A 15,494-nucleotide genomic window follows, 5' to 3' on the forward strand; every position below is an offset into this window, starting at 1 on the left:
CAGCACTAATGTTATAGAAACGTTAAATTACAGTCAAATTAAAAAAAACAAGTAAATGTTGTGTTATTGTATAGGTGACTTTAATCTTTGTTGTGTCTTTTTAAACTTCTAAAATATAATTCGTTAAATTTGCATCATGCGGTAAACTCATTTTTTTACGAAGCCTGTAACGTTTTACTTCTACACTCCTCGGAGAGATATTTAACAATGGTGCTATTTCTTTTGAAGTTAAATTTAATCTTAGGTAAGCGCACAATCTTAAATCATTTGGAGTTAACTCAGGATGTTTCGTTTTTATTTTCTTTAAGAATTTTTCGTCTGCATTATTAAAAGCTTCTTGAAACATTTTCCAATCATCTGTATTATTTAAGTTTTTATCAATAATCTTGACCACCTTTGTTAAACTTTTGACTCCTCCGTCAATTAATTCAGTTTTTATCGAACTCAAGAACTCATTCTTCTTAATAATACTCATTGTAGATGTTGCCAACTCTCTATTTTTACTAGCTATATCACTTCTTAACTTTTCATTATTCAACTTAATAATTTCTTGAGAGCTTTCTAATTCTTTTAATTCAGAATCCCTTCTCGCTTTTTCTAATAAATCTTCTCTTTGTTTTCTATAATATCTCTTAGAAGCTATGTGCAACAAATAGAATACTAGTAAAAACAACAATATGTAAAATGCTATTAATGTGTTTGATATATACCAAGGTCTGTTTATTTTAAATTGATAAACTGCTACATTACTGCTTAATTTATCTCCTACAATAGCTCTTACTTTAAAGGTATAACTACCATAAGGTATATTCTCATACAAAACTGATTTAGAACTAGAAGGAACACTCCAATGCGCACTTTGCCCTAGTAATTGATATTGATATTTTGTACTTGTAATTTTATTATAATCAGGTACACTGTAAAAAAATTCAAAATTATTTTCTTCCTGTGAAAAGGTTTTACTTACAGCTAATTTTTTACTGACTTTAGGCTGATCTAAAATAAAATTATTAACTTTATTAAGGAATATATTAAAGTCTTTGGGTGTTTTTAATTTATCTAAATTTACTGCAACATACCCACTATAAGTACCTACTAAATGTTTTTCGTTTTTTAAATGAATAATGTTCTCATAACCATACGTTGCTTTTGGCATTGATGCAGAAATTGGTATGCTCTTAATTATTGGCTTATCACTTAGTTTTCCAGGTGCTAAATAACTAATATTTTCTTCAGAAAAAGACCATAGTTTATTACTTGATTTATCATATGCCAATTCTCCAGAAACAAAATTATCTTCCGAAATTAACTGACTATAAATACTATCTCTTTTAAAAAGCTCTAATTTTTTATCATATAAATAAACCCCTGTTTTGCTTGAATACAATATTTCATCCTGATATTCAATTAAGGATGAATGTAATCCTTTTGAAACGGAGTTGTCTTTTTTAACATTAATTACCTTAGTAAATTCTTTATCCAATGTTAACTTAAAAACGCCTTTATATTCATGATTCACTAAAAGTTTGTACGTATCATATCTCGCAAAATATTTACTAGAATTACTAAAGCCTTCAATTTTATTTCTTTCTACCCAAATATCATTCTTCTTTTCTAAAACATATAATCCATCATAGCAGCCTTGTATTAAGATATTATCCTTTACTTTTTTGATAATCCAAGTACCTTGCTTATTAAAAATTAACTTAGACTTATTTTTATTTACTAAAAAAGTACCAGAAGTATGACCACAAAATAATGTATCATCAATAATTGTTAAACTCCAGGTCTGTCCTTGCGTGTTATCTACCAACTTAAAACCTTCATCTGAATTAATCTTTCGGTAAAACAATCCTTGATTCGTTCCTAAATATAAATAATCCTTGTGAACGATAGATGCATAAACAGAGCCAATAAAATCATTCTTATTAGTATAAAATTTAAAAGGTGAATCATTATTTATGCAGTTAATTCCATTATCAAGCCCTAACCAGATGTTATTTTCAACATCTTCAAAAACCGAAAGTATTGTATTATTGCTTAATCCCAGACTTTGAGTTATTTGATAATTAACTTCACCATTACTATACAAATAGATATAACCATCTGAAATTGTACCTAAAGCGAAATCATTATTTTTTAACAGCTTAGCATTATAAACAGTTACATTTTTAAGAACATTATCTGTAGGAGCTTTCCAACTTACAAGTGAATCTCCTTCTAAAAAGAAAAATCCTAGCTTCTGAGTTAAAATCAATAATTTGCCGTTTTTTTTAAAAAATTCTACGACAATATTCTCTTTTAAAATTTTGTGATTTGAAATTAACTTCGGAACACCATTTTCTATCCTATAAATACCCTTATTATTTTCTTGAAAATAGATAACATTATCTACTTTCGATAATTTATGAATCCGAAAGTCTGAATTTATAATTTTTATTTTTTTTGTCTCTACATTGTATAAATAAATTCTCTCTAAGGACTTAAAAATCATCCAGCCATCAAGCTCAAAGATTTCCCAAATTTGTTCATCTTCTATCATTTGAACATTTCCCTCGCTTACTATAGAAGTGTATTTTAAAGAACCAAATTCATTTTTTTCCCAATAACCAAAATCCATGTAAAAGCCCGTATAAACTCTATCTTCAAAGCATTTAACTGACCGCATGATGGTTTCGTTAGGTGTAGGAAATAATCGCCAAATTGCTCCATTAAACTCCAATAAACCTTTATTATTCGCTACATAAATAAATTTATTCTCAGATTGAGAAATTGCCCAATTTTGATTTTCGGCTTTATAATCTTTAGCCGTATAGGTGCTAATTGGTGGTAACTCTTGTGCTGTAATTGTAATAGAAATTAAAAGAAAGAGTAAGGTGAAAATAAATTTATGCATCTTTAAGAAAGTAATGTTTGGTTACTAATTTACGCTAAATATAATAAAACAGAATTAAAGAAGACTAATTAAAGCACTTTTGTATAGGCAAAAAATAAAGAACAAAACATCACAACATTAATAATTTAAAAAAATATAGTTTTAAAACTCTTAAATTTAGTAACTTTATTGAAATTTAAATTGATTTATGAATTTTTTAAAAAAAATGGGAATTGCTAACTTTTTAATGCTAGCCTTGTGTGTTCTTATTATCCTTGTGGCAGAATATCTTTTTTTATCTGGCGATAAGTTACATGGAATTTTTATTGGCCTTTGGGCTCCTACGTTATTAGGAGTGATGATTTACTTAAAACTAATAAGCAATGAGCACAGATAACATTATTTTCTACTTTTCAATTTTTGTTTCAGTATGTGTAGTTATTTGGGCCTTCATTATGATTAATGAATTTAATAAAGTAAGTAAAAATTAAATAATTAAACTACTTTGAAAGCAGCTCTTTAATTTGCGCAAGCGTTATATCTATCTCTTCTTTAGTTGTAAACTTAGAAAAAGAAAAACGAACAGAAGTTTTGCTCAATTCATCGGCTTTTAATATTTCTGATAACACATGAGAACCTTTAAGACTCCCACTTTGGCAAGCAGAACCGCCAGAAACTGCAATACCTGCCATATCTAAGCTAAATAAAAACATATCATTACTCAAAGGGAAACATACACTTAAAATAGTATAGCTACTAGTATTTAAATTGGAGGAAAGGCCATTAAAACTTATGTGCTTTGACAGGGTTTGAAACTCAGAAATAAAGTATTGCTTAATTTTTTCTATATGCTCTTTATCACTATCTAAATTTGCAACTGCAATCTCTAAAGCCTTTTCCATTCCTAAAATAGCATGAACATTTTCTGTACTAGACCTTGCGCCTTTTTCTTGATCTCCTCCATAAAACATTGGTAGCACTCCAAAACCTTTTTTAAAATAAGCAAAGCCCACTCCTTTTGGTCCATGAAATTTATGGGCACTTGCAGCAATAAAGTCAATAGGTGTATTCTGTAAATCTAAATTATAATGGCCAATTGCTTGGACAGTGTCAGAATGAAAAAGAGCATTATAGTTTTTGCACAAAACCGAAACCTCATCAGCAGGCAGTATATTACCTATTTCGTTATTGATGTACATTAAACTAACCAAGGTTTTGTCATTTGAATTTGACAATAAATCTTTCAAATGGCATAAATCTATATTTCCAAATTTATCAACATTAACAAAATCTAATTTTATATTATGAATCCTTTCAAGAAACTCACACGTATGCAGAACAGCATGATGTTCTATTCTTGATGTAATGATTCTCTGAACGCCTAAATTTAAAACTGCATTATGCAAGATTAAATTATCTGCTTCTGTTCCACCAGAAGTAAAAATAATTTCACTTGCAGAAACATTAAAATGTTGAGCAATATTTTTTCTAGCAGTTTCAAGAGCAGACTTTGCTTTCCTTCCAAACTGATGAGTAGATGATGGATTTCCGAAATTTTCTTGCATCGAAATATGCATCAATTCTAGAACATCAGAATCAATTTTTGTTGTTGCAGCATTGTCTAAATAAATAGCTTTCATAAGTTAAAAATATAATTAATTAGGGTTCTGAAAAACATATACTTCAGTAGCTCCTAATCCATATTTTTTAAAGGAGGCATCATAATGTTTTACAGGATATTTATTCAGTAATCTTTGAAGTTCAGATTTTAAAACCCCTTCTCCTACTCCATGAATAAATACAATTTTAGAAATTCTTTTATTTAATGCAAATTCAATTTTTCTTTTAGCAGTTTCTAATTGTAGGTTTAACATATCATAATTATCCAAACCTTTTTTCGACTTTATTAATTGATTAATATGCAAATCAACCTCAAAAACAACTTCACTTTTTTCTTTTTTAAACAAACTTTTTTTAGGTATGTTTGAATCAATTTTTTCCTTTAAAAGTTCATTATTTATATCTGAAAATTTAGACAATTCATACTGTTCTGTATCAATTCTAACCAACTCAGCTTCTGAGAAATTAAAAATCATTCCATCAGATGTTTCAACAGAAATTGAATTACCAATAATATTGATAATTTTTCCTTTTAAAACATCATCTAAAATGGCCACTTTATTTCCAATTTCTAAACCCATTCTTAACCTTATTTTAATTTACAAAAATACTTTATTTACCTAACTTTGCGCTAAAAATAACAAGATGCTTAAAACTTCAACCATTTCTTTAGAAAATTTCTTTGAAAATGCTTTCAAAAAAACTAAACTGACCAAAGATAGACAAATACTTTTATCAAAAATTGCTGAAGCAATTGCAAAAGAATATTCTGTGAATGAAGTTGTTAACCTCAATTTTATTTGTACTCACAATTCTAGAAGAAGTCAATTAGGACAAGTTTGGAGTTACTTTGCTGCAAATTATTTTAACCTCAACATAAATGCTTTTTCAGGCGGAACAGAAGTAACTGCATTTTACAGAAACACGGTAAAAACGCTCCAAAAAGTTGGTTTCGAATTTAATTTAACAGACTTCTCTCATCAAAACCCTACCTATGAAATTTCTTTTCATAAAAGAAAAAAATCTATTTTAGGTTTTTCTAAATTGTATAGCAACCCCATAAATATAGAACCCTTTATGGCAATTACAACCTGCAATAACGCTGATAAAAACTGTCCATTTATACCCACTGCAAGTCACAGGTTTCATTTACCTTTTGTAGATCCAAAACATTCTGATGGAACTAAAAAACAAGAAGAAACATATTTGGAAACCAGCGAACAAATTGCCGGAGAAGTTTACTTTATTTTTGCTACTGTAAAAAAACTTCTTTCTTAAATTTGCTCATAAAAATGTTTTTTTTGTTAGAAATACCTTTACATAAAATTACATTAACCTCTATTTTAAGTAATTGAATAGGAGTGTAAATAAAAGAAAGGATTTCACTCAATTTAGAATTTTACTTGATCCCTAAAAAAATTAGAAATAACATTTATTATGGCGCAACCATCTAGTATTTCTTTTAAAATCTAAATTTAAATGTAATATTATTTCGTGAGAGCTTAAATTACTACCCAAATTCATTGTTTTATAATCATATGCATATCCCACTCTAAATTTTTTATTTAGAATTACTGAAAATAAAGCACTTACTGAATTTTGGTAACGATAAGACAAACCAGCTTCAATAAATTCTTTATATAACAAATTTGAATTAATATCTATTGAAATTGGCAGATTAGCCGTATATCTGACCATTGTTGATGGTTTAAACATCAAATTATCTGAAAGTTTAAATAAAACCCCAGCAGAGAAAAAATAGTTTAGATTTGTAGCAAGAGCACCTTTTCTATAATTTTCTTCAATATAAAATTGTGGGGTTTCTAATAAATATGGTATTGAGAAACCTACAAAGAATTTTCTATTGTAAAAGAAAGTACCAAAACCAACATTTGGAAATCTACCCGAAATAGAATTATATATATCATTATCGGGGGTAATTCCATTGAATAAATTATTGTTAAAAAACGTTACCCCTGCTTTTAGCCCAAAAGACAGCCTACTATATCGAGAGGTGATAATTGTATATGATCCATCTAAATTTAAATTAGTCGTTTCTGATAAGCCAATTCTATCATGCACAATTGTTGTGCCGATGCCTAACCCCCTGCTTGTTCTTCCATTTATAGAAAATGTGCTAGTACTCGGCGCTCCCTCTACACCTACCCATTGTTGTCTAGATAATAAAGAAATGCTTAAATCTGACTTAACACCTACATATGCGGGATTTATTATCTGCATATTATATAAATATTGGGTGTAGTTTGGTAATTGCTGGGAATACGCTTTTAAACTAGTCAAAAGAGTGGTCATTATTAACATCCAAAACCACATGTTCTTTCTAATCTTAAAGACGATTATCAGTTTGTTTATCATCATCTTATTAATTGTATAAAACTTGTTCTCGGTTTAGTAACCCCATCATTAAAATCTAAAGTGTAAAAATAAACCCCAACAGGAACGGGTTTTCCTTTATGATTACCATTCCACCACAAAGGATTTATTCTCGCATTATTGCTATAATTAAACACTTCATTTCCTAAACGATTAAATATCGTCAATTTAAAATTCGGATAATCTTCAATTCCAGATATTTTAAACAAATCACTTTTACCATCAAAATTTGGAGAAAACAAATTTGGATAATCATTGTCTGTTATTAATCCTTCTCCTCTTGGTGAAAAAGTATTTGAAGTATTATTAGTAGTTATATTGACTTCCAAAAAAAAGGCTTCCGTATCTTCATTTAAGCGATCATCTATCGTTTGGATAGATTGATTTATAGAAGATGTGTAGGCAGGAATATTTGTAAAATTAATGATCGATTCATAATCTTCGTCGGCAATGGCCGTATTGCCGAAGGTCTCTAAACTAAATTTTATTGGTAAATAATTCTGCATAAGCTCAAAATTTGCATTTAAGAGACTAATTGTAAACTCTAAAGAATTACCTTCTTCAGCTTTTACATCATCTATATGCACTAAAGGATATGGGTCAATATCTATAATTGTGCCTGTTTTCATTAAATCTTGAAACCCCACATTATTTGTTGACACGGCACCTGTTACATTTAAAGTTTCTTCATCTAACTCATTTAAATTATCCATTATTGTAACAATGTTAAACGAGACTTCCATGTTTGCATTATTTTGGTCTATGGTGCCATCTATGGTTAAAGTTTCTAAAACTTCTAAATAATCATCTGGACTTACCGCAAGATTGTCTTCTGTTTTTATATCTATTAATATAGGTGTTGAGCAAGGATGAGCTATCGTTATTGTATGCACTAAATCTACACCTTCATTCTCTCTAGAGTTATTCATAGTTATGGCAGGAGCTAAATCATCATCCAAAATAGTTCCTACTCCTTTTACTTCAGTATTTAAAGTATTGTTTGATATAATAACGCCCGTTAATGTAAAAAATTCGTCTAATTCAAAAATAGCATCATCCAAAGAAGTCACTGTAAAAGTTGATGTATTGTTTAGAGCAGGAATTGTGAGAATTGTATTTGTAATACTATTATAATCATATGGTGAAGTGGCTACATCATAAATATCCGTGGCATCTGTTCCGTTTGATGTAGAAAAATTAATATCAATATCAGAAGCACTTTCAATTAAAATGGAATTATCATTTTTTGTAACGAAAGTTAATTCAAATATAAAATCTCTTCCTTCTATTTCAGAGACATTAGTGATAATAACCTCTATTGCTATTATTTCTCGCCAATCTCTCTCTGGATTATCTATATTATCAGCATTTGGAAAACTTGTTGGAACCTGTCCATTTGTGGGATTTACTAAATTGTCATTAGTATCAAAAGCATCATCAAGTCCATCATTATCTTGGTCTATATTTGACGGAAGTATTTCTGCAGTACCATCACTATCTATATCCCATCCCTCAATGATATCATCTCGAATATCATTATCTGAATTCGTGTCGATATAGTCATAAATACCATCATTTTCTGAATCAATAGGCGAAATTCCATTAGGATATGCGGTATCAATTCCTGCCTCAGAAAAAATATTACTAATTGTAATATAATTATCTGTTGATTGTCCTTCAATATTATCTACAATACCATCTCCATCGGCATCAATATCTAAATAATTTGCATTCCCATTGGAATCTGTATTTGGAACGGTATATGTAAGAAGTGCATTGCTAGTATCATTAGTTTCTATAGTATTATCAAGTCCGTTTAACCCAACAGCATTATTAGTTCTTCCGTTATTATTGGCATCTAATGCAGCGTTTCCTGCTTCAACAATATCTAGAATTCCATCATTATCACTATCTAAATCAAAATGATTAGGAACACCATCACTATCAAAATCAAAAAGATCTACAATGCCATCTCCATTCGCATCTGGTCCAAAATTTAAATCTCTATAATTTGGTATAAGGTCTGCATCATGGTCATCTAAGGGATTTAAACCGTTATATTCTAATACATCTAAAATTGTATCGTTATCATCATCTAAATCTTTATCATTAAAAATACCATCATTATCTGTATCCGAAAACGCATTTACCTCTACAAAAGACGAAGAAGAAAGCAAAACATTAAAAGGATCATTTGAAGTAAAAACAGCAACATTATTACGAATACATGTTTCATTAAATACAACCGAAAATTGCACAGTAATTGTTTCATTAGCTCCTAAAATTCCTGATGAGCCATCAAATAAATTTATTTCTGAAATTCCATCATAATTTGCATTTAATAGAGGGTTTGTATTTGCTGTAGAATTTTGAATAATAGGCGTTGTTACAGAAACAATTTCTCCGGGACAGATATTATTTAAATTATCCTGTATTTGTAAATTTTTTAATTCTACCGATTCACTTGTATTTTCAATCGTAATTTGGAAAGTAATTTCTTCATGCTCTAAAATACCATTTGGAACTTTATTAACATTAGAGATTACTTTATTCATATTAGATGAAGATTCGTAAAAAAATGACATAGACGCTGTGCTACAAACACACTGCAAGCTAGAAGACACACTATTTGTTGGATTTGTTGTTTTATAATACCTATCTAAATGATCTCCTAAATTATCTGACCAGGTAACAAAAGAGTGTCTTCTTTTTATAGCATCTAAAGATTCATCAAATCCATCAAGAACTCCTTGCGTTTGAGAAAAGGGATTCTGATTGAAAACACTAGACAGGCTTGATCTAATGGGTTGTGTTAAGTAAAATATTTCTAAAACTAGTTTTTCACCTGATTGAAGTGAATTGTTTGGAGAAAGTAAACTAGTTTCTGTATTTCCATTATAAGCTTGATTAATAGCTACATCAGGGCCTGAAACCTTTACAATATTTAATTGATCAAAGACAACTCCTTGGTCTATAAAATTACCTAAACCCATATTAAAATTAACATTATTAGCAGTAGCAGTGCCTTCATTTGTAATGATTACAGTATTTGTATAATCAAAAGTTCCATCTGGATTTATTACTCCTGGAGGATCTAATGAATCATTAAATTCTGGCACATATAAACCTGCCGTTACAACTGCTTCTGTTGTATGAAAATCTGTAAGTAAGAGTTCTTTTGATGCATTTCCTTTATTTGAGGTAACATTTATTATGTTGTTAAAATCAATGCCAGAACCTGATGGCGTTGGATTAGGTCTGCCATTACAAAATGGGTCTACCGTAACACAGAAAATTACAGTAAAGTCTTGCCTTGGATATAATATTAAATTATTTATTGCACTATCATTAAAAACTGAGGTTGATGTTACAGTAGCAAAATTAGGATTTATTGCATCTCCATCAAATTCTACTGGATAACTGATTTCAGTATTAAAATCTATTCTATCAGGACCATTATAAACATTAATTCCATCTACAAGAGTTACACAATCATTTCCAAAAGTTGTCTGTAAATTATTCCTTATATCTATATTACGTATGAAACTTGGGTCATGAAAATCTTTCGCTTTGCTTCTATTACGAAAAACAGCTGAATATCTGACTTTGTACTCACCATTTGCAGTATAACCCTGATTACAACTGCTAAAACTGATAATTTCTAATAAATCTTCTGTAGGCTCAACGGTTAAAAATAACCACGCAGAACTTGTAAAAACACCGTCCGTTATAGTATATAAAATATTAGGAACAGTACCTATATAATTTGGAGTTGGAATAAATATATAACTACCGTCTGAGGCAATTGTTATACTCCCTTCAGATAAAACAGCAGTTTGACCAGGTGCATAAGTTACCCCATTTATTACAAATTCTGTAACAAATAGTTCGTCTCCATTTTCATCCGTATCATTTACAAATACCCCTGGTGATGAGATATTTAATGTAGTATTTACATCTACAGTATCATAAAAATCATTTGCATTTGGAGGCACCGGAATTGATAAAATAGAAATTATTAAATTTGCAGAACTTATCAAAGATCCATCTGTTATTGTATAGTTAATTATAGAAACTTCCCCAATATAATTTCCAGCGGGGGTAAAAGTATAGCTACCATCTTCAAAAATTGTAATATCTCCTTCAGCAAAATTAGCAGTTTGTCCGGCAACATAAGTTGTTCCATTTATTAAAAATTCTGTAATTATAATTACATCTCCAGCTCCGTGAGTATCATTTTCTAAGAGCCCAGGAGCCGAAGAATTTAAAGGAGTGTTTTGTATTGTTGAAGCTATGTCATCATTTGCAATTGGTGGCACCTGCCCAACAATAAGATTTGTGGCAAATAATAAAAATAAGAAGCTTAAAGGCATATTTTTTATCAAAGACGAAAAATATGTAATTCTCAAAAAAAATAGTTTCATAAATGGGGGAGATTGGGTATACTTAAATTTCTAAATTCTTATCATAAGGAATACTTTTTAAAATGTGATTTATTACATTCACCCGTGCTTCCGTTTTTCTGTTTGCACGTATAATTTTCCAAGGAGAAATTTTAGTATGAGTTTTTTCAAACATTGCTTTTTTATAATCTGTGTATTGATCCCATAAAGCTTGCGCTTTCTCATCTAACTTGGTCATTTTCCATTGTTTTAGAGGATCACTTTTTATATCTGCAAAACGTTTTGCTTGTTCTTTTTTAGAAATAGACATGTAAATTTTAACCAAATGAATTCCAGATTCTAAAATCATTCTTTCAAAATCATTTACCTGATTCATGAAAATTTCATATTCTTTTGGTGTACAAAACCCGTTAACAGGCTCTACAACTGCTCTATTATACCAACTTCTATCAAAAAACACCATTTCTCCTGCTTTTGGAAATTGCTCAACATAGCGTTGAAAATACCATTGAGATTGCTCGTCTTTAGATGGTTTTGGTAATGCAACAATACGCATATGCCTAGGATTAATGCGTTCTGTAACCCTTCTTATGGCGCCACCTTTTCCTGCTGCATCCCTGCCTTGAAAAACAACAATTATACGTTCATCATTATTAATTGCCCAAGTTTGCATTCTAATTAATTCGGTTTGCAATTTCTCGAGTTTTTTCTGATAGTCAATATACCTAAGAGCTCTTTCTATGTTTAAAGGTTCTTTAGACAACAAAGCAATTAGTCCTTTTTTAGAATTTAAACTCCTTACTTCTGATTCTGATAATTCTTTATTCATAAAAACTTAATCTAATTCATTATTATTTGAACGATAATAGCGCATCACAACATTTGGGTCTGGATTTACAACCGTGCCAGCTTCTGATTTTCCATCATAATCGAACTGTGATAAAACATGCCTCATGGCCTCTAATCTTGCTACTTTTTTATCATTGGTTTTAATAATCATCCAAGGACTATATGTGGTATGTGTTTTTGAGAACATTTCAGATTTATAATGGGTGTATTTATCCCACAATATTTGACCTTGCTTATCAACAGGACTAAATTTCCATCTTTTTAAAGGATTTTCTTTTCTGCCTTCAAAACGTTTTTGTTGTTCCTCTTTAGTAATTGATAACCAAAACTTTATTATTACCACGCCATCTTCATACATCATGTGCTCAAATTCTGGAACTTGAACTAAAAATTCTTTGTACTGGTTATCTGAGCAAAAACCCATAACTGGCTCTACAACCGCTCTATTGTACCAACTTCTATCAAAAAAAACTATTTCACCAGGATTTGGTAATTCTTTAATATATCTTTGAAAATACCATTGCCCCTTTTCTATATCCGTAGGCTTATTTAATACCACCAGCCTACTTGACCGTGGATTTAAGTGCTCCATAAATCTACGAATATTACCGCCTTTTCCTGCCGCATCTCTTCCTTCAAAAATAATAGCAACTCTTTTATTATTTGCGGAAATATAGCGCTGTAATTTAACCAATTCTATTTGTAATAGACGTAATTCATTATTATAAGAAAGAGTCTTTTCTACCTTCGAATATGAAATGTTTTTTTGTTTTAAAAGCCTTATAAGATCCTGGTTGCTTTCTAAATTTCCTAAATCTTCTGCCGTTAGGATTTCCTTTTTATTCATACATAATTTTTACTACATCGAAAATAAGCTTTTTTTTGAAAAATCTATTATAATTTTATCATTTTAAATTAGTTCTGCTATATTTGTTTAGTATGAAATCCCTAATATTTTTCTGTTTATTTTTTTTATCTTTTTTTATTTTTTCTCAAGAAAAATTTTCTAGAGAAGTTAGTTTTATAACTGATAATGATTTGTATGTTTCTACTGCTAAAGATCGATATTATACAAGTGGTTTTTTTTTAAGTTATAGATATCTCTCTAAAACAAAAAAAGAAAACCAAGAAAAAAAGATTTTTGAATGGCTAATTGGTCATGAAATGTATACTCCATATAAATCTATTGTAAAAAGTATTAATGCACATGATAGACCTTTTGCAAGTTATTTATATGGCAGTTTTGGAATCAATAGAATTTATAAAAAGAATACAACTTTAAATACAACTTTACAAATTGGCATAGTGGGACCTAATGCCTTTGGCGAAGAACTACAAAATTTTATTCATAATATTTATGGTTTTAAAGAAGCTATTGGTTGGAAGTTTCAAATCAAAAATGCTTTTGGATTCAATTTCAACACGAATTACAATCAATTTTTAGTTAAAGACCCTTCTAACCATTATGATCTTTCATGGATAAATTCTGTAAAACTAGGTACTGTTTACACAAATATTTCTTCTGGATTTTATGCAAGATTAGGCTTTAAACCACTCGCAAAAATAATTAATTCTATTGCTTTTAAAACAAACTTAAATGATAAAAATACTAATTTTGAGAGAGCAATAGAATCTTTCTTATACATTAAGCCTTTGGTTAGATATGCGCTCTATGACACAACAATACAAGGTAGTTTTTTAAAGACTACTAGTGAAGTTACAAAAGAACTAGTCCCTTTAGTTTTTCATTTAGAAGTAGGGTTAAAATTTACAGCTAACAGGTTTCATTTTGGGTATATTTTTCATTATAATAGCAATAAATCTAAAAATTTAAGAAGAGATAATGGAAATAAATATGGTACAATTTCTGTTAATTATTTACTTGATTAATCTAGAAAGAAATCATCTTTAAAACTAATTAAATACAGTTTCTCTTGTGCCCTTGTCATGGCTGTATATAACCACCTAAAATATTCTTTAGAGACGCCATCTGGCAAATATGGTTGCTCTATAAAAACCGTTTTCCATTGCCCTCCTTGAGATTTGTGGCAAGTCATTGAATAAGAGAATTTAACTTGCAAAGCATTGAAATACTTGTTGTTTTTTATAGCTAAAAATTGTTTAAATTTCGATTTTTCATGCGCATAATCTTCTTTTATTGTTTGATACAGATTATTAGATTCTTCATACGTTAAAGAAGGACTTTCACTGGTTAAGGTATCTAATAACAAAACAGTTTCAAAAGGTTGCATATCTGGATAATCAATCATTCGTAGCTCTACCTCAGCAAATTTAAAGCCATATAATTCTTTAATTGAAAAAATTTTTAAAACCTCACAAATATCTCCATTAGCTATAAAACCTGCTGCAGATGATTCTTTAAGCCAGTAATAATTATTTTTTACAATCATTACAAAATCACCTGCAGAGATTTCATTTTCTTGTCCACGGATTTTCATTCGTATCTGCTGGTTGTATTGATTTGCTCTTTTATTGGATCGGACTATAAATGCAGTATCTTCTACTCCATCTCTATCATATGCCATGACTAAGGCATCTTCAATGTCATAACCATCAATCAATCTTGTAATATCAGGGAAATCAATATCAAACTGAAATTTATTTCCTTCATTTTGCAATTGCAATCTTAATTGGGTTGCATTTGCCAGAATTCCAGAATTCTCATGTTGACGCATCACTTCATCTAACTCGATCTCTGTAACAATTTTATCATAATCATAAGTTAATATATCTGCCTCTAAAGCTGGACTAACATTTAATTTTACAGGCGGAAGTTGCGCTGTATCTCCAATAAAAATTAATTTACATTGATGTCCAGAATATACATAAGAAATTAAATCATCTAACAACGAGCTAGATTCAAACATTTTTTGATTTTGTCTACCATCAGGAATCATAGAAGCCTCATCAACAATAAAAATTGTATTTCTGTGTTTATTAGGCTGCAAAACAAAATCTACAGATCCGTTGGTTTGCTTTTTAGGAAAATATATTTTTTTATGAATTGTAAATGCTGGTCTCTTTGAATATACTGCAATTACTTTAGCAGCTCTTCCTGTAGGTGCTAATAAAACTGCTTTTTTTCCAGCACTACTAAGTGTATTTACAAATGTACTTATTGTTGTCGTTTTACCTGTACCTGCATATCCTTTTAGTAAAAACAAAGATTCTTTTTCCTCATTAAAGATAAAAATACTAAGTAAATTTAAAAGTTCCCTTTGTTTTTGGGTAGGTGTAAAAGGAAATTTCTTTAATAGTATTTTATAAAAGTCCGCAGTTATTTTTATCATAAAAAATTTTAATTATCAAAGATACATTTCTTTATAAAGAAA

At 29.5% G+C, this 15,494-nt stretch carries 11 protein-coding genes; 3 read left to right on the forward strand and 8 right to left on the reverse strand.

Annotation, left to right across the window (positions count from 1 at the left end; genetic code table 11):
- Positions 1–100: 100 nt before the first annotated feature.
- Complete coding sequence (locus tag BLT88_RS09125; protein WP_091954316.1) at positions 101–2,896, reverse strand: LuxR C-terminal-related transcriptional regulator; 2,796 nt, start codon at positions 2,894–2,896, stop codon at positions 101–103.
- 205 nt (positions 2,897–3,101) lie between these two features.
- On the opposite strand from BLT88_RS09125, the gene BLT88_RS09130 reads away from it, so the two are divergent.
- Positions 3,102–3,272, forward strand: coding sequence for a hypothetical protein (locus BLT88_RS09130; RefSeq protein ID WP_231959965.1), 171 nt, complete (start codon positions 3,102–3,104; stop codon positions 3,270–3,272).
- A 103-nt stretch (positions 3,273–3,375) separates the two neighbouring features.
- Here the strand turns inward: BLT88_RS09130 and BLT88_RS09135 are convergent, their stop codons facing one another.
- Both BLT88_RS09135 and BLT88_RS09140 read right to left on the reverse strand, forming a co-directional pair.
- Complete coding sequence (locus BLT88_RS09135; protein ID WP_091954317.1) at positions 3,376–4,515, reverse strand: cysteine desulfurase family protein; 1,140 nt, start codon at positions 4,513–4,515, stop codon at positions 3,376–3,378.
- A 15-nt stretch (positions 4,516–4,530) separates the two neighbouring features.
- Positions 4,531–5,076 (reverse strand): Smr/MutS family protein, encoded by a 546-nt coding sequence (locus BLT88_RS09140; protein WP_091954319.1) that lies wholly within the window; start codon positions 5,074–5,076, stop codon positions 4,531–4,533.
- 64 nt (positions 5,077–5,140) lie between these two features.
- Between BLT88_RS09140 and BLT88_RS09145 the strand changes: the two genes are divergently transcribed.
- The gene (locus BLT88_RS09145) at positions 5,141–5,773 is read left to right on the forward strand and encodes a hypothetical protein (RefSeq protein WP_091954320.1); all 633 of its coding nucleotides are present in this window, start codon (positions 5,141–5,143) and stop codon (positions 5,771–5,773) included.
- Positions 5,774–5,914: 141 nt separating this feature from the next.
- Here the strand turns inward: BLT88_RS09145 and BLT88_RS09150 are convergent, their stop codons facing one another.
- From BLT88_RS09150 to ppk2 (BLT88_RS09165), 4 genes are all read right to left on the reverse strand, one after another.
- A complete protein-coding gene (locus BLT88_RS09150; RefSeq protein WP_231959967.1) occupies positions 5,915–6,874 on the reverse strand; it encodes a type IX secretion system membrane protein PorP/SprF in 960 nt (319 codons plus the stop codon).
- Positions 6,871–11,262, reverse strand: a complete 4,392-nt coding sequence (locus BLT88_RS09155; RefSeq protein ID WP_172824294.1) for a gliding motility-associated C-terminal domain-containing protein — start codon at positions 11,260–11,262, stop codon at positions 6,871–6,873. The genes BLT88_RS09150 and BLT88_RS09155 overlap by 4 nt, the downstream gene beginning before the upstream one ends.
- Positions 11,263–11,335: 73 nt before the next feature.
- A complete protein-coding gene (gene ppk2 / locus BLT88_RS09160) occupies positions 11,336–12,121 on the reverse strand; it encodes a polyphosphate kinase 2 (protein ID WP_036786820.1) in 786 nt (261 codons plus the stop codon).
- Positions 12,122–12,127: 6 nt separating this feature from the next.
- Positions 12,128–12,988: a polyphosphate kinase 2 gene (gene ppk2, locus BLT88_RS09165; protein WP_091954324.1), complete on the reverse strand. Its 861-nt coding sequence runs from the start codon at positions 12,986–12,988 to the stop codon at positions 12,128–12,130.
- A 92-nt stretch (positions 12,989–13,080) separates the two neighbouring features.
- On the opposite strand from ppk2 (BLT88_RS09165), the gene BLT88_RS09170 reads away from it, so the two are divergent.
- Complete coding sequence (locus BLT88_RS09170) at positions 13,081–14,031, forward strand: lipid A deacylase LpxR family protein (RefSeq protein WP_091954326.1); 951 nt, start codon at positions 13,081–13,083, stop codon at positions 14,029–14,031.
- Here the strand turns inward: BLT88_RS09170 and BLT88_RS09175 are convergent.
- Entirely contained in the window at positions 14,028–15,452 is a 1,425-nt protein-coding gene (locus tag BLT88_RS09175) for an ATP-dependent RecD-like DNA helicase (RefSeq protein ID WP_091954327.1), read from the reverse strand. The two genes, BLT88_RS09170 and BLT88_RS09175, sit on opposite strands and share 4 nt — an antisense overlap.
- Positions 15,453–15,494 lie beyond the last annotated feature (42 nt).

Source organism: Polaribacter sp. Hel1_33_78, from assembly GCF_900106075.1.
Classification (GTDB): domain Bacteria; phylum Bacteroidota; class Bacteroidia; order Flavobacteriales; family Flavobacteriaceae; genus Polaribacter.